Source organism: Sutcliffiella horikoshii, assembly GCF_008180725.1.
In the GTDB taxonomy this organism is placed as follows: domain Bacteria; phylum Bacillota; class Bacilli; order Bacillales; family Bacillaceae_I; genus Sutcliffiella_A; species Sutcliffiella_A horikoshii_B.
The window spans coordinates 122,788-147,967 of sequence record NZ_VTEV01000004.1 but is presented as its reverse complement, the minus strand read 5'-3'; the positions used below and the strand labels follow the sequence as shown (position 1 = coordinate 147,967).

Sequence of the window (25,180 nt, the reverse complement as noted above, 5' to 3'; positions counted from 1 at the left end):
AATAAATATCAGAATATAACTAATATTCTAATATTTATACAAAGAACGCCATTTCCCTTTATTTATATGAGATTTTTTTCTGGTTTCGCTGTATCCTTCAGAGCTTGTTCAGCCATATCGAATTTACTCTTACGCTTGTATTGATTATAAAAAATTGCTCTTTTTCTGATTGGATCCCCGGTATAATATCGTTCATATTGCAATAAGCGTTGGCCGAAAGCTTCTCCGCAAAGGTCCCATGCAAGCTTAAATATGCGAACACGCTCTTCTGCCGACACTCCTTCTCGTCCTCCAAAATATTTGTCCAAATCAGGGCGTAATTCCGTATTTTCAAAGTCGGCACCTGTAGGAGACATCAGCAAACCACCTGCTCCAATAATTTGCATCACTTCGATTGCCCGTGGGTACATTTTCGGTAATAGGCCTCTAATTGTTTCAAGAGGTGCCGGTGCAGGACGGTATTCTCCATCCTTTGTCACTTCGTACTCATATTCTGATACACGCAATAGTGCTCGAATTGTTTCTACCGCTTGAACCAGCTCACCAAGATCATTTTGTACATTCAAAAATCCATCTACTCCAATGGAATCCGCTACTTTACATGCGACCTCTGTTGCAAAGGCTAGTTTCACATAACCTCTGACCCCTGACTGATGCGCAGGCTGCTGAGCAATTCCTGTCATTGGATATAAGGAATTGGCCGCTTCCACATTGTTATACATGAATACTCTGTCCCACGGCACCGAAACATCGTCAAACGCAAGGATAGCATCCATTTCTTCGTACCTAGAAGCCAACGGATGATCAAATACAGATCGTTTTCCATCCTGCATCGGCTCACGGCAAATAATACGTAATCCTGGTGTATCAATAGGAATGGCAAATGCAAGTGCATACCTCTCATCACCCGGTTGGAAGCCTGGGAAAGAGTAGATAATCACTTCATCTGTGATAGGAGCTAATGTTGCCAACATTTTGGCACCTCTAACAACTAACCCATTCTTCGTTTCTTTTACGGTCCCTAAATGGGTAAACAAATCCTTTTGTTCATAGGAAGCTTTACTTCGATCATTTTGCGGATTAATGATGGCATGTGTTAAAAATAAATCATTATCCCTGATATGACGGTAATAGTTTCGTATATTTACGGACCAATCCGGATTGTATTTATCCAAAAACCAGGAGTTGCTTGCCATTGAAGTAACCACTACATTCAAGAAATCCGGAGTTCTTCCCATCAGTCCGAATGTTGCACGTGCATAAGCTTCAAACAATCTGCTGCGGGCCATGATATCTTCATGGGACCTAGGTACAAGAAACGCGTTATTCACTCGTTCCCCTGTTTCTTCACACACATGCGTGATCTTATCCTGATACTTGGGATCAAACTGCATGTCATAAAGTTTGGCAATTTCATGAATTGGCTGCTTGAACACATCTTCGTTATATAAATCCTCTACTTTCCGACCACCAAGCCAGACTTCAGGCTTTCTTGTTCTTAAAGAGTTAATGTATTGCTCCCCTGTCCTGATTCCCATTCCATTTCCCCCTCTTTTGAAATCGCTTTCATTTTGTTGCACTCTGTCTCCAAGAATATGTAGGTTCACCTCCATACAAACTGTCTTCCTAAACTATAGGGTGAAATATTTATCAAAACAATTAGAAAATTTCAAATAGTGAAATCTCAATAAAAAAAGCCAGTTCTTTTTAAAAAAAGAACTGACTCTTATATAAAATTAAAAAGTAGAGGAACTACCAATTGTTCACCTCAATACACCCTTCTCTTTCCCAAGCTCTTCAAAAGTTTTCCCTGTTTTCAATATCCATATTTTCGTCCCCACAGGCACCCTGTCGAACAAAGCTTCCACATTTTTATTTTCCAACCGAATACACCCTTGTGTCACATAGCCTCCAATGGAGTATGGATTGTTCGTACCATGCACTCCATACGTCCTGCCGTCGGTATCTTCTGCATCAAATCCGATCCATCTTGTGCCAAGGGGATTCTTTGGATCGCCGCCAGCAATATCTTTTTTGCGATAGTATGGGTTAATTGCTTTTACCGTAATGGTGAACTCACCCTCAGGTGTCAGTTCTTTCGATTTACCTGTGGCTACTGTATGGACTTCTTTCAATTCTTCCCCTTGAAAGTATGCAAGCTGATTGGTCTGTTTATTAACAATAATATATGGATCGCCTGGAAGAGGATTTGGTCCAAGCGGCCAGAGTGGGGAAGTCACCAGTGCGAAAATTAATGAAAAAATGAACATCTTCCATCCTCCTACCTTTTAGGTATAGTGTGGTTGAAAGATGTCCATTCCATTCGCTTACTTCGTAGTTTCCAAACCGATAAAATCACTTTTAAGTATTAAGTATTGTTCAAATTCTTTTAAGAGATGACGAAGAGCTGCTCTCGTCTCAAACTCTTCACGGGATTTTGGAAGCGGCATTTCTTGAAAGGTTTCGTGCATATCGCGCAAGCGTTGCAAGAAAAGATAAGCAGTATTTCCTGCGTGAATAGCATGCTCAAGATCCTCTATAAAATCTGATACCATATGAGCCTGTTCCACATTATGTTCTATTGTAGCAACTATAGGAAGCATCCGTTCCATGACATCCAGCTGCTTTTCCCTCATTTTAAAATAAAAATAATGATGATTTTCCTCCCGTCTGAAGTGATTTTCCACATCACGGAAGGCCAGACTCTTCGCTTCTTTTAATATTTTATTTGTTTCAGGTATCTCTTGCCCACCCCATCCACGATCACCATGACGAAGAAAATGGGCTATCTCTGAAAACACCTTATGAAAGTTTTCCTCCACTTGCAACTGGTAGCTTTTCAATTCCTTTTCAACACTCGGCATGTAAGTATTCATAATGAGAGCGACCCCTATACCTATGAAAATGATGCTTAGTTCATTGATGACAAGTCCTAATGAATAAGCTTCAACTGAATACACATGAAGAAGTATGACGGAACTGGTTGCTATACCCTCTGTGATTCTGAGCATCACCGTAACAGGTATAAAAAATAACAAAAGAAGTGCTATCGATACCGGATTGTAACCTAACAACTCAAAGAACACAAAGCCGAATAAAAGACTTAAGGAGCATGCGATAAAACGAGCAGTTGCCACTTTCCATGACTTCCTTACTGTATTTTGGATACAGAGGATTGCAATGATCCCAGCTGATGCGTAAAAGTCCAGGTTCAATAACTGTGCAATACTGATTGCAATCCCTGTACCGAGGGCCGTCTTTGCTGTTCGGTATCCGATTTTAAATTTTCTCATACATAAAACTCTCCCGACTTTCGTTTGTTCAATATATCACATAGTACTACTATACATGAAAATTGGAGGGAGTTGTTTACTTATTTATCGGTACTAGTGCAATAGCTCCTCAAATTCATTGACCAGCTCTTCAAATCGTTTCAACGATTCCTCAATCGGCTCTTTTTTACTCATATCCACTCCTGCCCGTTTCAAAATATCAATTGGTGGTAAGCTGCCACCTGAAGAAAATAGCTCTTTCACAATCTTATTCTGCGCATCAGTTCCCCCTTCTTCCAATTGCTCTGCAAGCGCTGCGGATGCAGCAAAACTTGTTGCATATTGGTACGTGTAGAAACTGGAATGGAAGAAATGCGGTACTCTGGCCCATTCCATGGAAATTTCCTTATCCACGTTCATGTCCTTTCCATAATACTTTTTATTTAAATCATAATAGACTGATTTAATAGCTTCTGCATGTAACGGTTTTTCATTTTGCCCCATTTCGTGGATAATCTTTTCAAACTCCGCAAATTGCGTCTGACGGAATAGCGTTACCCGAAAGTCCTCTAAGTATTGATAGAGAGCATGAATCTTTTCTTCTTTCGTTTTTGCTTCATCCATCAATTGCTTATGAAGAAGATGCTCCTGCAAGGTTGAAGAAACCTCCGCCGTAAACGTCACATATCTTGCATCTTGATAAGGCTGATTTTCATTGGAAAAATAAGAATGCATCGCATGTCCCATCTCATGGGCGAGAGTCAATACGTCGCTTGGAAGCCCCTGATAATTTAATAACACAAATGGATGGGAATCATACGAACCAATCTGATAAGCCCCTGTTGCTTTACCAGGTGTGTTATAAACATCCACCCAATTTGAAGAGAGCCCCTTGGATAGCATTTTAATATATGCCTCTCCTATTGGCGATAATCCCTTTATGACTATTTCCTTTGCCTCCTCATATGGAATCTTTTCCTCTTTGGTATAAGGAGACGGGGCAGACAAATCGTACATATGCATGGAGTCGTCGATGCCAACATATTTTTCTTTTAATTTTAGATACCGATGAAATAGCGGAAGTCCTCCTTCTACAGTGTCAATGAGTTGGGTGTAAACCTTCGGGTCAATATCGTTCCCCTCTAAATGTGCTTCTAATGAGGAGGGATAATTCCTCGTTGTAGCAAAAAAGTTATTCGCCTTTACGACATTGGCAAGCATGGAAGCAAAGGTATCCTGGTAGTTTCTAAGGGTCTGGTAATACGTTTGGAAAGCAGCCTTCCTCACTTCCCTGTCCTTGCTCGACATATAGACAGAATATAAAGGTGCTGACATTTCATACACTTTATCCTTTACCTTAAAACTTGGGAGGACAAGGTCTTTAGACATCATCGTAAAAAGCTCGCTAGGTGCATTTACAATTGGCATCGTCTTTATTAGAATCTTTTCCATTTCCGGAGGCAAGGAATGGATTTTTTCATCATAGGTGTCTTGTAAGTGACTGTAATAAGGCGTTAGTTTCGGACTTTTCATGAGTTTTTCCCATTGGTCCTTTTCTATTTCCTGTAATTCATTCGAAAACCATGCCGTCCGCTCCACCACATATATCATCATGTTTTGGCCTTCATCAGATAAGGCTTGAGCTGAAGTATTGCTAATATCCACATCCAGATTGATACGGGAATAGACAAAGATTTTTTCCATCAAACGAAACAGCTCAAAGTAATCCTCGAGTAAGTGTAGGATTTGAATGTCGTTGTCCAGCTTTTCTTCTTTTTTGGCAAAACGGTCCGCCAACTTTTTAGCTTTATATACATCCTGTTTCCATTGCGTTTCATTCTTATATAGAGTCTGGAGATTCCATTTATATGCAGTTGGAATATCTGTCCGCGATTTGTAGGTTGGGCTTTCTGCGTAGGTTAGAATTGTGGTGAAGCTTAGCATGACGGTTATTAATAGTGATGTAATAATTCGTGTGATTTTCATTTTTATTGTGGTCCTCCCTTAGTTTTCTGCTAAGGGTTAGTGTTTGTTTTCCAGCTTTTTCTATACATCGGGTAATAACACTATTTCTATATTGAAAATGAATCTTGGGAGGTGGTTGTAGGGTTCTATATGACTGAAGGGGTGTTTTTATTTAAGCTTCGGGCGTATAGAAGGGCTCTATACGACTGAAGGGATGCTTTTACTTGAGCTTCGGGCGTATAGAAGGGCTCTATATTACTGAAGAGCTACTTTCACTTGAGCTTCGGGCGTATAGAAGAGCTCTATACGACTGAAGTGATACTTTCACATGAGCTTCTGGCGTATAGAAAGGCTCTATACGACCGAAGGAATGCACTCACTTAAGCTTCGGTCAAATAGAAGTCTTGGATCAAGGCACTCCGCAGCAGTTAAATACCGCTTATGAGTGTTTTCATCCATTTCCTATTAATAGATTAGCCAGCGTGCAAACCAATTTACCGTTTTAATCCATTGACCAACGATATTAACTTGGCTGCGTCTTCCCTATCCCAAACCAAAATCTCTTCTTTCAAGGTAGCAAGGGTCCCATATCCTTTCACAAAACTGTTTAACCTCGCTACCAAAGTTGAATCTGTAAATGACTCTTCGGTAGGGAAGTGCTCTCGTAACTTTTGTGTCGCACTTGAATATCTTTTCAGGTAATATTTCTGATGCCTTTCTTCAGCGAGCGTGAAATGAACTATTGGTGCAATTTCCGTTCCTATTAATTGTGCGTTTGTGTCTTGGGTTTCTTGCTTAAACTTTTCTAGTACTTCCTTTTGATAATTTTCATGAAATAAAAAGATAGACAGATATTGTCTCCCCTTATAGTTACCACGATTAGAATTGTGGGAGTTCCAAAAATGCCGGGTTATCTCATCAAAAGTTATTTGGGTAGGATCATAATCAATTTGTAGGCACTCGGTGTGATCTCCCATTTGTTTATAGGTTGGTGCAGGCGTGGTGCCACCTGCGTAGCCTACCCTTGTGCGGATGATTCCTTTTAAATACCCGAACCGGGCATCAGTTCCCCAGAATCAGCCCATGCCGAGAGTTGCGGTTTGAAGGTTGTGGTCGCGATTGGTCATATTTTGTACTCCTTTCTTTTGGAAGAGTTATTATTTGTTAGTTTTAAGTTAGCATGAATAAATATGTATGGGAAGCTGTTGTATGAGGACAATGTTTCTCTTTTTACGCTTACTTTGTCCTCATACATGCCCTATGAGGACAGTGTTTCTCCTTTTCTGCTAACTTTGTCCTCATACATGCCCTATGAGGACAGTGTTTCTCCTTTTACGCTTACTTTGTCCTCATACATGCCCTATGAGGACAGTGTTTCTCTTTTTTCGCTTACTTTGTCCTCATACATGCCCTATGAGGACAATGTTTCTCCTTTTCTGCTAACTTTGTCTTCATACATGCCCTATGAGGACAATGTTTCTCCTTTTACGCTTACTTTGTCCTCATACATGCCCTATGAGGACAGTGTTTCTCCTTTTCTGCTAACTTTGTCCTCATACACGCCCTATGAAGACCATGTTTCCCTTTTTCACGCTAACATTGTCCTCACACTAAAATAGAAAACCAGCTCTTCAAAATAGAGCTGGTCCCTCGTCAATCCTATAACATCTTCTCCAAAAACACCTTAGCACGTTCTGTTTTAGGTGTGGTAAAAAACTCAGCAGGTGGCGCATCCTCCACCAACATGCCATCATCAAGGAACAACACGCGATCTGCCACTTCACGTGCAAAGCCCATTTCGTGTGTCACAATAGCCATCGTCATTCCTGTATGAGCAAGAGCTTTCATTACTTCCAGTACCTCTTTTACCATCTCTGGATCCAAGGCGGAAGTTGGTTCATCAAACAACATAACTTCTGGATCCATCGCAAGAGCTCGTGCAATCGCAACACGCTGCTTCTGCCCACCGGACAGGCGATTAGGATATTCTTTCGCTTTTTCAGCTAGTCCCACTTTTGCAAGCAAGTCCAACCCTTTCGCTTCGGCTTCCTTTTTCGATACTCCTTTTACAGAAACCGGAGCATACGTTAAGTTTTCTAGAACTGTCTTGTGAGGGAACAAGTGAAAGTGTTGAAACACCATTCCTAAATCCTGACGCACTTTATTGATGTTCGTTTTCTTATTTGCAACGTCTTGGTCCTTAATCCAAATGTGACCAGAAGTTGGCTCTTCTAAAAGATTCATACAGCGAAGTAAAGTGGACTTTCCAGAACCAGAAGGCCCTATGATTGCCACTACTTCCCCTTCTTTAATTTGTGTAGATATCCCTTTTAGCACCTCTAACTTGCCAAAGGACTTATGCAAATCTTCTATTTTAATCATAGCGTCTCATTCTCCTTTCAATGAGCTTGCCAATTAACGTGAGTATCATTACTAACAAATAATAGATAAGTCCAGCGAAAATAAATGCTTCCAAATATGCATAAGTATTCGATGCTGTCATAAAAGAACGTCTCATAACGTCCATTACTCCAATGACCGTAACAATAGCCGACTCTTTCGTAAGCGTAATATATTCATTCATAAGTGCTGGTAAAATGTTTTTCAGTGCTTGTGGTAAAATGATGTCTTTCATCATTTGGCGATATGGTACGCCAAGAGCCATGGCTGCTTCTCGCTGCCCTTTGTCAACCGCCATAATTCCTGCTCGAATAACTTCCGAAATATAGGCCCCGGAGTTTAACCCGAATGCAAGGATGGCTGCAGTGACCGGTTCAAATGTGATGCCAGTTGCTTGAGGGAGTCCAAAAAATATTAACATTAATTGAAGAACAAGCGGAGTTCCTCGGAAAATGGATGTATAAACATCCGCAAAAATTTTAAGTAGTTTGATTCTACCAATCTTACATAATGCCAACAGCGTTCCGATGATAAAACCAATAATCCCTGCTAGTGATACGACTTGAAGGGTAACCTTCACACCGGCAAGAATATAATCCATCGAACCCGTGATGGCGCTAAAATCTAAGAAGTCAATCGTCAAGTGCTACCAGTCCTTTCTGTCAAATTACCTAATTAGCAAAGGCAAGTATGAAAATACAGTTTACTAGCGGATGATTGGAGTGAAAGGCGAAGACTCCTACGGGAGGTAGCGCTTAGGGGAGACCCCGCAGGCTTGCCGAGGAGGCTCCCCAAGCGCCCCGTGGAAAGCGAAGCCTTGCACGGAAATCATCAGCGGTGTAAAACCGTATTCTGATATTAACAAGAAAATCAAAAGGGCGAATACTGCACCCTTTTGATTACATGAAGGCTTATTCTTCTCCACCAAACCATTTGTTAATTAACTTTTCCATCTCACCGTTCTCTTCCATCTCTTTCAGAACTCGGTTAAATTCCTCCGTCAATTCACTGCCTTTAGGAAGGGCAATGGCAGATCCTTCTTCATCAGACTCTAATGTAAACCCAGTAAGGTCTGCATCTTTTTCCATGAAGCCTTTCATAACTGTATCTTCAATGATAGCTGCATCAAAACGACCTGTTTTTAGATCTTGTACAATTTGTGGGATGCGGTCACGGTTTTCAATAGTGATATTCACTTCTTCTGCAATTTCTTCCGCTTTGTCAAATTGAATGGATCCCATTTGTACACCAACCGTTTTACCTTCTAAATCTTCTAAACTAGTAATTTTGCTATCTTTCAATGAAACAATCATGTGATTAGCAGTATAATATACATTTGTAAAATCAACTTGCTCTGCACGCTCTTCTGTCGGCGTCATACCTGCCAAAATAAGGTCAATGTTACCTGATTTCATCGCAGTGATTAAACTTCCAAAATCCATATCTTGAACTTTCAATTCGTAACCAAGCTCTTCTGTAATAGCTTTTGCAAGATCAACGTCGAAACCGATAATCTCTTCTCCTACTTCTGTATCAATATACTCAAATGGTGGATAGTCAGCGGAAGTTCCCATTACTAACACTTTCTTTCCATCTTCACCTTCTCCACTTGTTTCATCCTCATTGCCGGATGTTCCACAAGCAGATAACAAACCTACTACTAAAATACTAATAAATGAATACAAAAACCATTTTTTCACAATAATTTCCCCCTATTCTTTTTTCAGAAAAGTAAAAATTTAATCTAATTATGAAACAAACCTACATTTAAATCAAGTATAATTATGATGTATGTTTATTCGGATAAGTGTATTTTAACACAGGTTAATATTTATGCAATATAGTTAATAAAGATAAATAATGTTTTTATATTTTTATTATTCTGAAATATGTACCTTTTGTTATTATTCCATTAGTTTAGGTTCATGTTATAATTACAATGGACTAGAAAAAGGAGGTGAACATAGATGAATACAGATGCTAAATTGGATTTGATTTTGAATAGGATGTTGGATTTTAAGGTTGAAATAAAAAAAGAATTAAGTGAATTGAATGACAGGACTTCCACTCTCTCTGATAATCAGATTCTGATGAAAGATGAAATTCGCAGTCTTAACGAAAAAACCTCCATCCTCTCTGACAACCAGATTGTGATGAAAGATGAAATTCGAGGTCTTAACGAAAAAATCTCCATCCTCTCTGACAACCAGATTCTGATGAAAGATGAAATTCGAGGTCTTAACGAAAAAACTTCCATGCTCTCTGACAACCAGATTCTGATGAAAGATGAAATTCGAGGTCTTAACGAAAAAACTTCCATCCTATCAGAGAACCAGATTCTGATGAAAGATGAGATTCGCAGTCTTAACGAAAAAACTTCCATCCTATCAGAGAACCAAATGCTTATGAGGGAAGAAATCAGCGGTCTGAGTGAAAAGACATTTATCCTTTCTGCTGGGCAACATCAGATAAAAGAAGAGCTTCATTCTTTGACAAATACCACTGGTACACTTCGGGAAGAATTCTATTTATTCAGGCATGATGTGAACGATCAGTTTAATGAAATAAACGCTACCTTGACAAGGATAGAAGAGGATCAAACGAAGGATATTGAAGCGATACTTGAAGAAATATCTGCAAAATTGGATGAAAGAGATCAACGTGATTTTGAATCTAGATAATTATTTTCTTAAATATACCCATTGGAGTTTGTCCTCGTAAGAACTTCTTTAGCAAAACATTTATACCAATTCCTATTCAAAAAAAGTGCAGGGAGCACTTTTTACGAAATGTGTCCCCTGCACCAACAATAATCCCCCTAAGCACTCAACTCTACAGCCATGCGCTCTTTTAATTTCTTTCTAGCTCTATGGATCTTCGATTTCACTGTAGCTGGATTCATCTCTAAAGCCTTAGCGATTTCCCGCTCCTTTAATCCCTTTTCCATTTTAAGAACGAGCAGCTTCTTGTCTTCAATTGTGAAGTCTTCCATCTTTTCATCCAAGAGCTCTTTCAACAATTTCGCTTCCACTTCTGCTGCAACATTATGGCCTGCTTCTTTTCCAAGACTATCTAACAGATCTAATTCCATTGGACATCCACCGATTTTTCTCTCTCGTCTGATAAAATCAATAGCTGTTCTCGTTGCAATCACGCAGAGCCAAGCACCTACTTTATCACTCTCTTGTAAACTATCCAACTTTTTATACACCTTTATAAAAGTTTCCTGCACATTGTCTTCAGCCAACTGGCGGTCGCGAATTACGGAGAGACTCACATGAAAGACCCTATCATAATGCACATTATATATTGTAGTGAAATCCACTTATTCCACCACTCTCAAACAGATATTCACTTTAAATAAATCGCCGTCCGTTTCAATGTCAAGACTGCCTCCATGAAGATCAATGATAGATTTTGCAATCGCAAGGCCAAGTCCAGAACCATCTGTATGTCTCGAGGTATCCCCTCTTTTAAAGCGTTCGTATAATTCCTCACTTTGATCGTTCAATTCGTATTTTGATACATTTTTGAACGTGATTTTTGCTTTGTTCTCTAACTGATGGACTTGTATATATACTCGTGAATTTTCCAGGGAGTATTTCATGATATTTCCGATTAAGTTATCAAATACACGCCACATTTTCTGTCCATCCACCAAGGCATATAAAGGTTTATCCGTGTTGGTAACACGAAATTGCAGATTAGATTCTTTTAATGAATCATCGTATTCCGCCAACGCCTGTTGCAGAAGTTGATTAAGGTCCACACGCTCTTTTACCAGCTCGATATTCCCGCTCGCCATTTTGGAAACTTCAAATAAATCCTCAATTAACCCCTTTAACCGTTGTGACTTTCTATCAATAATCTCAAGGTAGGCAGAGCGGTCCTCAGCCGTTAGGTCGTTTTTCTTCATAAGCTCCGTGTAAGTGATAATGGAGGTTAAAGGTGTTCGAAGATCATGACTGACATTTGTAATCAATTCCGTTTTCAAACGCTCACTTTTTGCCTGCTCATTTAAGGACACCTTTACCCCTTGATTTAATACATTTAGGTTAGCTGCCATTTTAGAAAGAACGGAATTCCCCTTTACTTCGATTGGCTCCCCCAGTTTACCTGATGCCATCTCCTCTGTTTTGATGGAGATCTTATTGAAATAACCGACACTTTTTACTAAGTGAATGAGTGTTGGTACACCTATGAAAACAGCGAAGAGAAAATATAGTAGGAAGAAAGCTATATCAAAGAAAATCATAAAGAAACCAAAACCTAGTCCAAAGACTATCGCAAGGAGAATAAACACTTGGATGCCAGTAGCTGTATTTAGAAATGCTTCCTTAACAACTTCAAAGATGCGTTGATATACTTTTTTACAGGTTTTAAAAATAATAAATAATAAACTATTTTTCCCTTGTTGTTTGAAGTCAGTCATACCCCTCATACTATTTGTCAAATAGCGTAACTGGACGTAAGTGAGTAAACTTAAAATAGTAGAGATCATTACACTTATAACAAGTTCAGTGAAATACATGGTTGAGCTATTGTAGGTTAGCAGATTGATAGAATCATGAACCCACATTAGACTGAATAAGATTAATAAAGCAGAGAATCCTACCACTACAACGCTTAGATCAACTGGAATTTTGTTATATAGATTTTGCCATTTCCCTCGTTCCTTTGGTATGGAAACAACTTTTATCATCAATACAAACCAAAACAATAAAGCAATCAATGATCCTATCCCAAGTCTCCAAAACCATATTCTATTTTCTTCATAACCAGTTTTTGCAATCATTAATTCGCTATCCGAAGCTAGTCCTTTTGGAACACCAATAATCCCTTCAAAGTCCCCTCTCACTTCTGCGACTATTTGGTACAGCCAATCCTCATATGGCCAATTGTAGGAATTAAAATAGTCATCTCCCCTTATAGTATAAATGGTTACGTATTGCATATTTTCGTCACTGAACATTCTATCTACGGAAGTTTTGTTTGCGCCTATGTTGGTGAAACTTTCCCCATCTTGTTCAAAAAAGTACTGAAAATCTTGGTGGAACCTTGATGGATACGATTGAAAGTTTGGATCTTTTGCGAAATACTCCTCCACTATTTGTTCTTTTTCCGCTCTTATTTTCTTCTCTACATGCTCATCACTTGAGAAGTTTTTTCTAATATCATCTAGCACTTCATCTCTTTCTGCAACTAGCTCTTCCGGTTCCTCACTTATTTCACCATTCTCCGCAAGTTGAATTCTTTCTTCATATTGATAGCGAATATTATCTAACTGCGCATCCAAGGAACCGTATTTATATCGGTGTTCTCCTATTTCTTCCATGGAAACGGAAATTTTCTCTTTTACACTATCTGCTGATACTGACCCAAACTCGTTGATAATCAAGTAGTTTGCATATTCCTGAAGTTCATATTGAAATTCTTCCGTTTCAAAATAACTCTTCTGGCCAAATCTATCTAAGTTATAAATAAAATAAAAACTTCCACTTATTCCACAAACAAAAACTAGTGCTATTAAAATAGCAACTATTCTATTTCTCCATCTTGTACCCAATCCCCCATACCACCTTTAAATATCTTGGATTTTTTGGATCTATCTCTATTTTTTCTCTAATTTTTCGAATATGAACCGCTACTGTATTTTCCGCATTGTAGCCAGGCTCTTTCCATACTCGCTCGTATATATCATTGATGGAAAATACCCGTCCGGCATTGGTCATCAACAGTTCCACTATTTTATATTCGATCGGTGTCAACTTAACCGGGTCTCCCTGAACCGTAACTTCTTTCGACTCCTTATCAATGGTCAGTCCGTTCAAGTCAATGCCTTTCTTAATTCCTTCAAACGTTCCAAGTGTGACATACCTCCTGAGCTGGGATTTCACTCTTGCAACAAGCTCCATAGGGTTAAACGGCTTTGTTACATAATCATCCGCTCCTACCTGAAGTCCAAGGATTTTATCAGTATCTTCACTTTTTGCGCTTAAAATAATGATCGGGATGTTCTTCTCCTCGCGAATTCTGTGCGTCGCAGATATCCCATCAAGCCTTGGCATCATCACATCTAGTAAAATGAGATGCACCTCATTTTCATGAAGCATTTCTAGCGCTTCCACCCCATCTTTAGCTTTTAAAACCTTAACACCTTCATTTTTTAAATAGATTTCGATCGCATCTCGTATTTCCTTCTCATCGTCCACTATTAACACTGTAAAGTTCGCCATCTCTCACCCTTCTCCCACTTACCATTGTTTCTCTATGTACACATCATATATGGTAAATCTTAAGTATTATTGAAGTATTTTCTTAAGAATTTCTTAAGTTACTAACCTATTATATAATTGTTGCGAAGTGGGAAACATAGGTAATTACAATTTATTCGGTGTAAAACAAAGAGACACGCAAAGTATTAATAGCGTGCCTCCCATTCATCATTTATTAAGTTCTTTATAGATTCGATTTAAAAGTACTCTTTCGGGATCTTGACTCAACTCCCACATCATTGCTCCACCAAGATGATACTTTTTTAAAAAGTCGGTCTTCTTCGCAATAGATTCCTCGTCATCATAACTAATGAACGTCTCTCCGTTATATAGAACTGGGACTTGAGTCTCTTCTATCCAATGACGTTCAAATCCGTTTTTGCCAATATAATCTGCTTTGAGTTTTCCATAGCTTAACGAAGTACCTCCATTAAAGGCCTGGTACAATCCATTGTTGTCAGTATTAGCTTCATGGAAAACACGTCCGTAAAACGGCATACCCATTACTAGTTTTTCTGAAGGTACTCCACTTGATATATAAGTATCAATACCGTCCTTTACACTCCACTGCCAACTGAACTCACTATTGGGATCTGGATACAATGGCGCATTCAAACCGGTCAACTCATCCCATTCCCCATTGATATCATAGGTCATTAACTGTATATAATCTACATATTGATGCAACTCTGATAATTCCATGTTTGCGGCATGTGATTCACTGGCTCCTGCTGCGATTGTAAGCAAATACTCTTTGCCATCCTTTTTTTCTTGGTCGTTCAAGGTTTCCCTGATCTTCTTAAGTAAAAGTGTGTAATTACGCTTATCCTCCGGGCGATTTACATTATCAGGATGTCCCCCACTCACCGGGTACTCCCAATCCAAATCCACTCCATCAAACCCATTTTCTAAAATAAAGCGAAGAACACTTTCTGCAAACCTTGCTCTTGAATCTTCTGAAGCTGCTGCGTCAGAAAAATTCTTCGACCAAGTCCACCCTCCTACAGAAATCATTGTTTTTAGATGAGGGTGCTGCTCCTTTAGCTGTCGTAACTGCTTAAAGTTTTGAAAATCTATTGCTGGGTCGCCCACAACTATACTTCCATCGTCTGAAACATTAGCAAATGCATAGTTGATGTGTGTCAGTTTACTAGCATCAATATTGGAGGCATTAAACCCCGAATATCTGGACCAACCAGCATAATACCCGACCATTTTGTAGTCTGCTTCCGCTGCCTCTTTATTGTCTACCGTTACCTTTTTCGTTGCTTCCGCCTTTTGTCCGGCGCTATCATACACAATGATTTTCAGTATCTGCTCTCCATTCTCTATCCAAGGATCGGTAGACCAATTGATAGTGTATGGCGCTTCTGCCTTTTCGCCAATTAAGTAAGCACCATTGCTAGAATAAAATTCAACTTTACTAATTTCGTTGTCATCTTTTGCTTCTACTTGAAGTTCTACATCCCCGCTTACTACATCATCTTCCTTCTTATCTAAAGAAGTATGTGTAAAATTGATAATTTCAGGTGGGTTGTCAGTTAGTTCCTCCTCGACTTTCTGTTTCTTTTCTGGGGTTGAATTAGATACTGGCTTTGTGGAATTAAATAAATATATAGTTATAGCACTCCCTAAAGCTAGGAGAGCCAAAAGAAAAAACGTAAGTTTCCGTCTAAGTTGCATATTCTGTAACTTCCTCCTATTAAACTGCCTAACTATTATTGTAATATGCTAATGGTGGAGGATGTAGCGGTAAATATTAGCTTTCAATGCTACAACAAAAAAGCACTTACCTTCTGGTAAACGCCAAAATGGAATCAAGGTCTTAGATGCTTTGAAATATTGGCCGGATCTTTCCCTAACGCCTTATTCTTGCCTGATCGAATATAATTCATTGTCACCAAGCTCTTTATCTCATCTATGAGGACCTCTCTTCTCCTTTTTGTTCGTCATCGAGGTCATCTCGCTCATGAAGACCTCTCTTCTCCTTTTTCCTCGTCAATGAAGTCTTCATCCCACCTATGAAGACCTCTCTTCTCCTTTTTCCTCGTCACTGAAGTCTTCATCACTCCTATGAAGACCTCTCTTCTCCTTTTTCCTCGTCACTGAAGTCTTCATCACCCCAATGAAGATCTCTCTTCTCTTTTTTCTTCTTCACTGAGGCCTTCATAACGACGATTTAGAATTACCCTAACGATTATTCTATAATCCAATTATTTTATCATCTTTTAAACAACAAAAAATACCGGTCCCTTAAAAGGAACCGGCACTCTTCTAATTATTTTTTAAAGCTCTTCACAATGCTCTTCGAAATACCCTTGAAGCTTTGTGATAACAGACATTGGCGCATGGCCTTCGATTTCGTGTCTTTCTACCATCGTTACAATCTTGCCGTCCTTCAATAAAGCAAAAGAAGGAGAGGATGGCGGATAGCCTTCAAAATATTCGCGTGCTTTCTCCGTTGCTTCTTTATCTTGGCCTGCAAACACAGTAACTAAGTTTGTTGGACGCTTGTCATAATGCACCGCATGAGTTGCAGCTGGACGAGCGATACCGCCGGCACAACCACAAACTGAGTTGACCATTACAAGTGTCGTCCCTTTACGTGCAAATGCTTCTTCAACATCTTCTACTGTTCTAAGTTGCTCATATCCAGCGTTATCCATTTCTTCTCTGGCAGTACGAACAACATCATTCATAAACATATTAAAATCGATATTCATGTTGTATCACCTCAAGTTTTAAACTACTCTTATCATACCAATTTTTTTCAAATAAAAAAACAAAAAAGGTTTATTTTCTAATTTGGCGGGTATTATATCTGTAACATCTAGATATCCATACCCCTATACTCCCTAGATGAAGGAAAGTGATATGCTCACTTTCCTTTTTTTGTGCTCTCTAATTAATGTCTGTAACTTCCAATTAACTTCTCTACAGCCAAAGATACAGAAACTTCATCTTCCCCAACTTGCTTCTCAAGCACCCGCAACTCTTTTTTTACCTTCTCATCTTCAAAAAACATTCGCTCTATCTGATCCTTTAACGAAGTATAAAACCAGGTCCTCTTTTGTCCATTCCTGCGATTCACAAAAACCCCAGATTCCTTGGTTCTTACCATAAACTCCTGAACAATCTTCCACGTCTTATCAACATTTACATTATTCAAAGCAGAACAAGTAAAGGTCTTCGTTTCCCATCCTTCTGTTGCAGGTTGCAAGAAATGAAGAATTTGTTTGTATTCATGAGCTGTTTTCTCAGCCCTTGATTTGTTTTCTCCATCCGCCTTATTCACGACAATCGCATCCACAAGTTCCATAATACCTTTTTTCATACCTTGCAGCTCATCGCCTGCACCTGTTAAAACAAGCAGTAAGAAGAAATCCACCATATCACGCACTATTGCTTCACTTTGTCCGACTCCAACAGTTTCTACTAAAATCACGTCATAACCAGCTGCTTCACATAAAAGAATGCTTTCACGCGTTTTCCTATGAACTCCACCCAATGTGCCACTAGAAGGAGACGGACGGATGAACGCCTTAGGGTGCCTGGCAAGTTGCTCCATCCTCGTTTTGTCCCCAAGAATACTACCACCTGTTTTGGAGCTGCTCGGATCGACTGCAAGGACAGCGACTTTATGGTCCTGCTCGCACAAATACAATCCAAATGCTTCAATAAAAGTGCTCTTACCGGCACCTGGAACGCCGCTAATACCGATGCGGACAGAGCGTCCAGTCGAAGGCATAATTTCTTGTATGATTTCTTGGCTTTTATGAAAATGGCGTGTTGCATTACTTTCTACAAGCGTGATGGCTTGAGCGAGGTCAGATCGGACTCCTGCACGGATACCAGAAATGATGTCCGCTGTACTTCGCTCCACTTTTTTGAGCACCTTTTTACGAGGTTTACGCTCTTTAGTCATGCGTCTCTTCCACTTCCTCATAGCCAAGGCGTTCGTATATTTCTTCTAGAACCTTTTCAGCTGCCCGCGGGATGACTGTTCCAGGCCCGAAGATAGCGGAAGCACCTTTGCTAAATAGGAATTCATAATCCTGTGCTGGGATTACCCCGCCAATAACCACGATAATGTCTTCACGGTTCAATTTTTTCAACTCTTCCACGAGTTGTGGAAGAAGTGTTTTATGCCCGGCAGCAAGGGAACTGATACCGATAACATGCACGTCATTTTCCACTGCTTGCAGCGCTGTTTCTGCAGGTGTTTGAAAAAGAGGTCCGATATCCACATCAAATCCAAGGTCAGCGAATGCGGTGGATATAACTTTTGCTCCCCTGTCATGTCCGTCCTGGCCCATTTTAGCAATCATGATCCTCGGCCTTCTTCCTTCAAGCTCTAGGAATTCCTCAATTTTATCTTTCACAGTCTTCATCTCTTCCTCATTGGAAAATTCACTGCTATATACGCCGCTGATAGAGCGGATAACAGCACGATGACGATTAGCTACCTTTTCAATAGCATCTGAAATTTCTCCTAGACTTGCTCGAGCACGGGCAGCGTCCACGGCTAGCTCCAACAGATTACCTTGACCTGTGCGAGCCGCATCTGTCAGTGCTTCTAGGGCAGAAATCACTTCCGTTTCATCTCTCTTTTCACGAAGTTCTTCCAAGCGAAGGATTTGTTTTTTACGAACCTCTGCATTATCAATATCCAAAACATCAATAGCCATATCTTCTTTATCCAAACGGAATTTGTTCACGCCAATGATGGATTCTTTCCCTGAATCGATTTTCGCTTGACGGCGTGCCGACGCTTCTTCAATTCTCATCTTCGGCAATCCTGTTTCAATCGCTTTTGCCATACCACCAAGCTCTTCAATTTCTTCAATATGTGTCCAAGCTTTATCAATCAATTCCTTCGTTAATGTTTCCACATAATACGAGCCAGCCCAAGGATCGATAACTTTGGTTATCTCCGTTTCCTCCTGCAAATACAACTGCGTATTGCGGGCGATACGTGCGGAAAAGTCCGTTGGTAACGCAATTGCTTCATCCAATGCGTTGGTGTGCAAAGATTGCGTATGCCCATTGGCAGCTGCTAGTGCTTCAATGCAAGTGCGCGTGACATTATTAAATGGATCTTGCTCCGTCAAGCTCCATCCTGATGTTTGAGAGTGTGTCCTTAAAGCCATGGATTTTGGATTTTGAGGCGTGAACTCCTTCATCATCTTCGCCCAGATAAATCGAGCAGCCCTCATTTTCGCCACTTCCATGAAAAAGTTCATGCCAATCGCCCAGAAGAATGATAATCTTGGCGCAAACTTATCAATATCAATGCCAGCTTCAAGTCCAGTTCTCACATATTCCAGACCATCTGCAAGCGTATAGGCAAGCTCAATATCCGCCGGAGCTCCTGCTTCTTGCATATGATAACCGGAAATACTGATGCTATTGAACTTCGGCATATGCTGGGACGTGTAAGCAAAAATATCGCCAATGATTCTCATGGACATCTCAGGAGGATAAATATACGTATTACGAACCATGTACTCTTTTAAAATATCATTCTGAATGGTTCCTGAAAGCTTCTCTGGACTGACCCCTTGTTCCTCAGCTGTAACGATGTAAAAGGCCATAATAGGCAGGACCGCACCATTCATTGTCATCGATACAGACATTTTATCCAGTGGAATTCCATCAAAGAGAACCTTCATATCAAGAATAGAATCAATGGCCACACCAGCTTTTCCAACATCCCCTTCAACACGGGGATGATCAGAATCATAGCCACGATGTGTCGCAAGGTCAAAGGCAACCGACAATCCTTTTTGCCCCATCTCAAGGTTTCTTCTGTAGAAAGCATTGCTCTCTTCTGCTGTCGAGAAACCGGCATACTGACGGATTGTCCATGGACGGTTAACGTACATCGTCGGATAAGGTCCCCGCAAATACGGAGCGATACCAGGAAGAGTTCCTAAGTGATTGGCTCCATCCAAGTCGGCCTTTGTGTAATTAGCCTTCAATTTGATTTGTTCATTTGTTTCATAAAATAGTTCTTCCACCGCTTCATTGGACAGTGGGACTTGGGTAGCTGTGGTTTCCTTATTTAGTGTTCTTGTTGAAAAATCAGGCTTCATTGTCGGTCAACCCCATTTCTTGGTGTATCTTTACTAATTGCTCATAACAATTGGAGCGCATATGAATGAAATCACTAACCTCTATTTCCTGCAGCTCTTTTTGACGTCCAGCTTCAGGTAAGCCAGCAACCAATACTTTTCGGTTAGGAGAGTTAACAGCCATCAACGCTGCATTTAACATCTCTTCGTAAGTGTCATCACTGCCGCAGATGCATACATAGCCAGTTATGTTTTGTTCAGAGACCCACTCCACTATTTCTTTAGCATCCTCAAAGCTTGGGCTGAGTACAGGCTGAAGACCTCCTACCTGGAAAAAGCCTGATGCAAAGTCAGTTCGGGCCTTGTGGGTTGCCAACGAACCAAGATTAATCAAGGTAACTTTTGGCGCTGTCCCCTGTTTCTCCTGATACACCTTCGCTTGGTAACGCAGGCTTTCAAAGGCTTCAGATAGCCTTAATGGTTGAATGCCCTGTACCTTGACTGGAGCATGTTCATTTTCTTCAATAGGTTTTGTGCATATTTTCCAATTTAGCTCCTCTTGAAGATTTGCAAACTTATTAGTCCCGACCAACACTTTTTTCCTGCATTGGACATCCTTGAGACGCTTTTCTTTTACCTCAGCAATCCGGTCCTGTAGGAAATTCGTTCGCAGCGCTTCCACAATTCCGCCAAGCTTGTCCAGCTCCTGAAATAGCTTCCATGCCTCATCAGCCAATTGATTTGTCAGATTTTCGACGTAAAAAGAGCCTGCTGCTGGATCCTCTACTTTATTTAAAAAGCTCTCTTCTTTTAAAATGTAGTGGGTATTTCTTGCAATTCTTCGTGAGAAAGCATCTTTACCTTGCTGATAGCTGTCCACATTGATACTGTCTGCTCCCCCTATTGCGGCAGAGAATGCCTCAGTTGTCGACCGGAGCATGTTGACGTACGGATCAAGATTAGATTTGGTAAACATAGAAGTTGTTGCATGGACTGTCATCTTCTGTGCTTTTTCATCGCCCCCAAAAGCTTCCACGATATTTGTCCATAACACTCGTGCCGCTCTCAGCTTGCTAAGTTCCATGAAAAAGTCACTTCCTACCGGAAACATGAATGCTATTTCCTGGGAAGCTTCACCAATAGTCAAACCTCTATTCATCAGTTGTTGCAAATATTCAACGGCCGTCGCCATGACAGCCGCAAGCTCCTGCACAGCATTGGCTCCCCCGTTGTGATAGGCGTTGGACTGGACCCAAACTGTTTTAAGGTGTGGAGCTTTGTTTTCCTTCCACTCTATATTGGATTTTATTTCGTCATAATACTGCTCCAAAGGTTGACTAAGTCTGCCTGTTGCTGCAAGCTCCCCAACAGGATCTGCCCCAATGATTCCTTGCAAGTTCTTCGTTTCCATCCCGCTATCGATCAATGCATTGATGAATGTTGTGGCGCTGGCTCCAGCATGTACTTGGAGTGCTATGTCATTCATGGGGATGTCATTGAATAGTTTTTTAAGGTCTGTTTGATCTTTTATTAATAGTGCATTAGGTTCTGTTGACGGATAAGTAGCAAAATGAATGGATTGCAAGCCACTCTCTAGTTCCATTTTCATTTGAGCATTTAATTCCTCGAATGATGTTGATGCATAAAGTTGCTGGCTGACTTTCCAATCAGACTTCTCTATTAATTGTTTGGATGCATTTGTTTTATCATTTTCTGTATATACCGGTTTACGTATTATACCTTCGTATGTAGCGGTGTTGAGCTTGGAAACAGGTTTCCCCTTTAACGCTTTTTCTGCCTGCTCCACCCACTCTTCCATTGTAACTTTCGGGAAACTATTGTTTTTCATGTCTTTTAATCTATTCATCTTCATCCCCTCGTCCCCTCAATTGAGTAATCGCTTACAAATTTAAATTTTTCAAAAGTTCATATATTTATTTTAATATAGTTATGTGGGCACGGCAAATAAAGAAAGCATTGGAATTACTTATTTTTCGGTAGTATTCACCCGGCAAAAAAACTATACTTACTATATAAATGATAGTTTCTTAAAAAGGTAGTGATTTGTAGCGATGTTATACATATGGAATATTGAAAACATAATCAATAAAACACTTGAGGAACTTGGTTTAGATATTAATTATGAATTTGACAATAACTTGAAAGCCCCAATGAGTTTTAATATTTCCACTAACACAATTAAATTCAATTATTTACAGATTAACGGATACAAAGCGAAGATTAACAATAAAATTAGAGAAACAGATGAAAACTTTGTGAAACTCATACTCTTCCATGAAATCGGCTATTTCCTGGATTTTAAGAAAAACAAGCATGACTTGAGGATCCTAATGTATGGAGGAGAAGATGAAAAAGAAATCTTGATGCGACAAATCGAAAAAAATGCGTGGGTGTTTGGTAGGACGGTTGTACCTGCTCACCTTTTGGATGCTTATGATAAGATGCGAGAGTTGGATGGGACGTTCTTAACGAACAGATAAACTGAATATCTGAAAAAAAGGTGTAGGAAACATATCGGTTTCCTACACCTTTTTATTTTACTTATTGATTGTAGGTTTCATCGATAATAACCCCAACATTACCTTTCTTGTGTCCCTTTTCTACATAGCTGTGAGCAACTGATAATTGTTCCATCGGATAGCTTTTATCGATAACTGCTCTATACTTGCCTTTTTCAATCAGCTCTTTCAAAAACCTAATGTCTTCTTCTTTCTCCAATGCCAGACCTGAAATTATTTTATAGCCATTCGTCATCCCACTCCAATACCCTTGAAACATTTGAGAGAATCCCGAAGCTCCAAGTATCCAGGTTCCTTTTTTCTTAAGCGTTTTCTTGACCGCTTCGTATGGAATTTTCCCTACAGTATCGAAAATGACATCATAATGTTCTCCATCGATTTCATCTTTGGTATAGTCCATTACTCTATCTGCCCCTAATGACTTCACCAAATCAACATTAGCTGTGCTGCATACCCCTGTAACCTCAGCACCATATAATTTGGCGAGTTGAATTGCAGCAGTTCCGACTGCACCTGATGCTCCGTAAATAAGAATTTTTTGACCAGGTTTTATATTTGCTTTTCTTAAAAAATGAATGGCAGTGTGTCCTCCGAATGGAACAGTAGCTGCCTCAACATAGCTTAGATTGTATGGTTTCATTGCTACAATTCCATTTTCAGGCAGACATATATATTCTGCGTAAGCTCCTAGGCTCATTCCTGTTGATCCAAAAACCTGGTCCCCTGCTTTAAATCGAGTAACTTTACTTCCAACAGACTCAACTATACCTGACAGGACTCCGCCTAAAATGGACTTCTTTGGACGGGTCAACCCAAAGAACAATTTTACTGCTACCGGGTCTGCTTTTCTCAATCGCCAATCGGCTGCATTGACAGCTGTCGCCACTATTTTCACTAGAATTTCTTTATCTTTCGGAACTGGTTTATCGACTTCTTTCAGTTGAAGTACTTCTGGTGGACCGTATTTGGTGTACACAACAGCTTTCATAGGCTGCCTCCTCTGGGGAAAAGTTTTTTATTTGCCTGCAACCATTGTATGTTGATCTACAAGTAAATACGTCCACCTGTATGTAGACATTTTAAAAATATTAACGTACGGCCGAAGTATCGGTGAAAACTTTTCGGGCGATTCTGAAGGCCTTTCGGGCGATTTTTGAGATTTACGGGTGAAAATTGACTGCATTCGGGCGAAAATTTGATTTTACAGGCAATTTACACGAGTAATCGGGCGAAAACAAAAAACCGATAAAGCCCTCCATTCGAGGAGGACTTTATCGGTTGGTTCCAAACTATTAATAGATTGAAGTATTCTCTTTAGACATTTTCTCAATGATTTCTTTAACGCGAGCTAGGAAGCGTCCGCATACAAGACCATCAAGTACACGGTGGTCAAGGGACATACATAGGTTCACCATGTCGCGAACAGCGATCATGCCGTGGTCCATGACTACTGGACGTTTCACGATGGACTCCACTTGCAGGATGGCTGCTTGTGGGTAGTTGATGATACCTTGTGATTGTACAGATCCGAACGAACCAGTGTTGTTGACAGTAAATGTTCCACCTTGCATCTCAGCAGATGTTAATTTACCAGCACGAACTTTGTTTGCAAGATCTGTGATTTCACGTGCAATGCCTTTGATTGTCTTCTCATCAGCGTTGCGGATAACCGGCACATATAGTGCATCATCAGTGGCAACTGCAATCGAGATGTTGATGTCTTTCTTTTGAACGATTTTATCTCCAGCCCACATGGAATTGATTTGTGGGAATTCTTTCAGTGCTTGCGCTACCGCTTTTACGAAGAATGCGAAGAAAGTTAGGTTGTAGCCTTCTTTTTTCTTGAACTCGCTCTTCAAGGAGTTGCGGTATTCTACAAGGTTTGTCGCATCCACTTCGATCATTGTCCAAGCGTGTGGAGCTTCGTGTTTGCTGCGCAGCATGTTTGCAGCGATTGCTTTACGTACACCTGTTACAGGGATTTCGATGTCGCCTGCTTCCACTGGTACATTTACAGGTTGAGCCGCTTTTGGCGCACTTGCTGCTGCCGGTGCAGATGGAGCCGCTGATGCTGCAGGCGTCGCTTTCGGAGCTTCAGATGCTGGAGCTTGGGTAGCTGCCGGCTTGGAATCTGCTGTTGGAATGTTACCAGAATCGATCACCGCTTGAATGTCTTTTCTCGTAATACGTCCGCCTGCTCCGCTTCCTTTTACTTGCTCAAGATCTACATTGTTTTCTTGTGCAAGACGAAGCACTGCTGGAGAATAACGACGTTTGTTCGGAGCCTCTGCATCCTCTTGTGCAGCTGGTGCTGATGGTGCTTCGGATTTCGCTGCAGGTGCAGGTGCACTTTCCTCTTTTGGTGCGTCAGGAGTAGCTTCTGCTTCTCCGCCGCCTTCTGTTTCGATATAGCAGATGATTTCTCCTACTGCTAATGTATCACCGTCTTCTGCTACAAGTTCTTTGATTGTTCCTGTAAAAGAAGATGGGATTTCTGCGTTCACTTTATCGGTCATGACCTCTGCTAAAGGGTCGTATTTGTTTACTTTGTCGCCTACGCTTACGATCCAGCGGCTGATTGTACCTTCCGTTACGCTTTCCCCAAGCTGTGGCATGGTAATTTTTTCTACTGCCATGATGAGAACCTCCTTTAA

19 protein-coding genes and 1 pseudogene are annotated in these 25,180 nt (G+C 40.4%); 2 read left to right on the top strand and 18 right to left on the bottom strand.

Annotation, left to right across the window (positions count from 1 at the left end):
• Window positions 1-62: 62 nt before the first annotated feature.
• From FZC76_RS10635 to FZC76_RS10600, 8 genes and pseudogenes are all read right to left on the bottom strand, one after another.
• Window positions 63-1,538 (bottom strand): 4-hydroxyphenylacetate 3-hydroxylase family protein, encoded by a 1,476-nt coding sequence (locus tag FZC76_RS10635; RefSeq protein WP_148988170.1) that lies wholly within the window; start codon window positions 1,536-1,538, stop codon window positions 63-65.
• 225 nt (window positions 1,539-1,763) lie between these two features.
• Window positions 1,764-2,270, bottom strand: coding sequence for a L,D-transpeptidase (locus FZC76_RS10630; protein WP_148988169.1), 507 nt, complete (start codon window positions 2,268-2,270; stop codon window positions 1,764-1,766).
• 57 nt (window positions 2,271-2,327) lie between these two features.
• On the bottom strand, window positions 2,328-3,293 hold the full coding sequence (locus FZC76_RS10625; protein ID WP_148988168.1) for an aromatic acid exporter family protein: 966 nt from the start codon (window positions 3,291-3,293) through the stop codon (window positions 2,328-2,330).
• 93 nt (window positions 3,294-3,386) lie between these two features.
• A complete protein-coding gene (pepF, locus tag FZC76_RS10620) occupies window positions 3,387-5,258 on the bottom strand; it encodes an oligoendopeptidase F (RefSeq protein ID WP_262372545.1) in 1,872 nt (623 codons plus the stop codon).
• Window positions 5,259-5,731: 473 nt separating this feature from the next.
• Window positions 5,732-6,301 (bottom strand): annotated as a pseudogene (locus tag FZC76_RS10615) (peptide-methionine (S)-S-oxide reductase); the annotation flags it as partial.
• A gap of 595 nt (window positions 6,302-6,896) precedes the next feature.
• Window positions 6,897-7,619 carry an amino acid ABC transporter ATP-binding protein gene (locus FZC76_RS10610; RefSeq protein WP_148988165.1) on the bottom strand — a complete coding sequence of 241 codons (723 nt, stop codon included), beginning with the start codon at window positions 7,617-7,619 and terminating at the stop codon, window positions 6,897-6,899.
• Window positions 7,612-8,238, bottom strand: coding sequence for an amino acid ABC transporter permease (locus FZC76_RS10605; protein WP_148988467.1), 627 nt, complete (start codon window positions 8,236-8,238; stop codon window positions 7,612-7,614). The genes FZC76_RS10610 and FZC76_RS10605 overlap by 8 nt, the downstream gene beginning before the upstream one ends.
• Before the next feature lie 310 nt (window positions 8,239-8,548).
• Window positions 8,549-9,337, bottom strand: coding sequence for a transporter substrate-binding domain-containing protein (locus FZC76_RS10600; RefSeq protein WP_148988164.1), 789 nt, complete (start codon window positions 9,335-9,337; stop codon window positions 8,549-8,551).
• 267 nt (window positions 9,338-9,604) lie between these two features.
• Between FZC76_RS10600 and FZC76_RS10595 the strand changes: the two genes are divergently transcribed.
• Entirely contained in the window at window positions 9,605-10,318 is a 714-nt protein-coding gene (locus FZC76_RS10595) for a hypothetical protein (RefSeq protein WP_148988163.1), read from the top strand.
• A gap of 137 nt (window positions 10,319-10,455) precedes the next feature.
• Here FZC76_RS10595 and FZC76_RS10590 read toward each other — a convergent pair whose 3' ends face one another.
• The 8 genes from FZC76_RS10590 to FZC76_RS10555 form a co-directional block, all read right to left on the bottom strand.
• Entirely contained in the window at window positions 10,456-10,962 is a 507-nt protein-coding gene (locus FZC76_RS10590) for an RNA polymerase sigma factor (protein WP_148988162.1), read from the bottom strand.
• A complete protein-coding gene (locus FZC76_RS10585) occupies window positions 10,963-13,203 on the bottom strand; it encodes a histidine kinase dimerization/phospho-acceptor domain-containing protein (RefSeq protein ID WP_148988161.1) in 2,241 nt (746 codons plus the stop codon).
• Complete coding sequence (locus tag FZC76_RS10580; RefSeq protein ID WP_148988160.1) at window positions 13,181-13,873, bottom strand: response regulator transcription factor; 693 nt, start codon at window positions 13,871-13,873, stop codon at window positions 13,181-13,183. The genes FZC76_RS10585 and FZC76_RS10580 overlap by 23 nt, the downstream gene beginning before the upstream one ends.
• A 207-nt stretch (window positions 13,874-14,080) precedes the next feature.
• Entirely contained in the window at window positions 14,081-15,595 is a 1,515-nt protein-coding gene (locus FZC76_RS10575; RefSeq protein WP_148988159.1) for a glycosyl hydrolase family 18 protein, read from the bottom strand.
• 602 nt (window positions 15,596-16,197) lie between these two features.
• Window positions 16,198-16,635 carry a BrxA/BrxB family bacilliredoxin gene (locus FZC76_RS10570; protein ID WP_148988158.1) on the bottom strand — a complete coding sequence of 146 codons (438 nt, stop codon included), beginning with the start codon at window positions 16,633-16,635 and terminating at the stop codon, window positions 16,198-16,200.
• 182 nt (window positions 16,636-16,817) lie between these two features.
• Entirely contained in the window at window positions 16,818-17,837 is a 1,020-nt protein-coding gene (meaB, locus tag FZC76_RS10565; protein ID WP_148988157.1) for a methylmalonyl Co-A mutase-associated GTPase MeaB, read from the bottom strand.
• Window positions 17,830-20,007, bottom strand: a complete 2,178-nt coding sequence (scpA, locus tag FZC76_RS10560) for a methylmalonyl-CoA mutase (RefSeq protein WP_148988156.1) — start codon at window positions 20,005-20,007, stop codon at window positions 17,830-17,832. The genes meaB and scpA overlap by 8 nt, the downstream gene beginning before the upstream one ends.
• On the bottom strand, window positions 19,997-21,859 hold the full coding sequence (locus FZC76_RS10555) for a methylmalonyl-CoA mutase subunit beta (protein ID WP_148988155.1): 1,863 nt from the start codon (window positions 21,857-21,859) through the stop codon (window positions 19,997-19,999). Before FZC76_RS10555 ends, scpA begins: the two co-directional genes overlap by 11 nt.
• A 199-nt stretch (window positions 21,860-22,058) precedes the next feature.
• On the opposite strand from FZC76_RS10555, the gene FZC76_RS10550 reads away from it, so the two are divergent.
• Window positions 22,059-22,487: a hypothetical protein gene (locus FZC76_RS10550; protein ID WP_148988154.1), complete on the top strand. Its 429-nt coding sequence runs from the start codon at window positions 22,059-22,061 to the stop codon at window positions 22,485-22,487.
• 61 nt (window positions 22,488-22,548) lie between these two features.
• Here FZC76_RS10550 and FZC76_RS10545 read toward each other — a convergent pair whose 3' ends face one another.
• Both FZC76_RS10545 and FZC76_RS10540 read right to left on the bottom strand, forming a co-directional pair.
• Complete coding sequence (locus FZC76_RS10545) at window positions 22,549-23,514, bottom strand: NAD(P)-dependent alcohol dehydrogenase (protein WP_148988153.1); 966 nt, start codon at window positions 23,512-23,514, stop codon at window positions 22,549-22,551.
• A 304-nt stretch (window positions 23,515-23,818) separates the two neighbouring features.
• The gene (locus FZC76_RS10540) at window positions 23,819-25,162 is read right to left on the bottom strand and encodes a dihydrolipoamide acetyltransferase family protein (RefSeq protein ID WP_148988152.1); all 1,344 of its coding nucleotides are present in this window, start codon (window positions 25,160-25,162) and stop codon (window positions 23,819-23,821) included.
• Window positions 25,163-25,180 lie beyond the last annotated feature (18 nt).

Bases quoted from the DNA above. Each gene is read 5' to 3' on its own strand.
- FZC76_RS10635 (WP_148988170.1), bottom strand. From the start codon at position 1,538: ATGGGAATCAGGACAGGGGAGCAATACATTAACTCTTTAAGAACAAGA.
- FZC76_RS10630 (WP_148988169.1), bottom strand. From the start codon at position 2,270: ATGTTCATTTTTTCATTAATTTTCGCACTGGTGACTTCCCCACTCTGG.
- FZC76_RS10625 (WP_148988168.1), bottom strand. From the start codon at position 3,293: ATGAGAAAATTTAAAATCGGATACCGAACAGCAAAGACGGCCCTCGGT.
- pepF (WP_262372545.1), bottom strand. From the start codon at position 5,258: ATGAAAATCACACGAATTATTACATCACTATTAATAACCGTCATGCTA.
- FZC76_RS10610 (WP_148988165.1), bottom strand. From the start codon at position 7,619: ATGATTAAAATAGAAGATTTGCATAAGTCCTTTGGCAAGTTAGAGGTG.
- FZC76_RS10605 (WP_148988467.1), bottom strand. From the start codon at position 8,238: ATGGATTATATTCTTGCCGGTGTGAAGGTTACCCTTCAAGTCGTATCA.
- FZC76_RS10595 (WP_148988163.1), top strand. From the start codon at position 9,605: ATGAATACAGATGCTAAATTGGATTTGATTTTGAATAGGATGTTGGAT.
- FZC76_RS10580 (WP_148988160.1), bottom strand. From the start codon at position 13,873: ATGGCGAACTTTACAGTGTTAATAGTGGACGATGAGAAGGAAATACGA.
- FZC76_RS10575 (WP_148988159.1), bottom strand. From the start codon at position 15,595: ATGCAACTTAGACGGAAACTTACGTTTTTTCTTTTGGCTCTCCTAGCT.
- FZC76_RS10570 (WP_148988158.1), bottom strand. From the start codon at position 16,635: ATGAATATCGATTTTAATATGTTTATGAATGATGTTGTTCGTACTGCC.
- meaB (WP_148988157.1), bottom strand. From the start codon at position 17,837: ATGACTAAAGAGCGTAAACCTCGTAAAAAGGTGCTCAAAAAAGTGGAG.
- scpA (WP_148988156.1), bottom strand. From the start codon at position 20,007: ATGAAGCCTGATTTTTCAACAAGAACACTAAATAAGGAAACCACAGCT.
- FZC76_RS10555 (WP_148988155.1), bottom strand. From the start codon at position 21,859: ATGAAGATGAATAGATTAAAAGACATGAAAAACAATAGTTTCCCGAAA.
- FZC76_RS10550 (WP_148988154.1), top strand. From the start codon at position 22,059: ATGTTATACATATGGAATATTGAAAACATAATCAATAAAACACTTGAG.
- FZC76_RS10545 (WP_148988153.1), bottom strand. From the start codon at position 23,514: ATGAAAGCTGTTGTGTACACCAAATACGGTCCACCAGAAGTACTTCAA.
- FZC76_RS10540 (WP_148988152.1), bottom strand. From the start codon at position 25,162: ATGGCAGTAGAAAAAATTACCATGCCACAGCTTGGGGAAAGCGTAACG.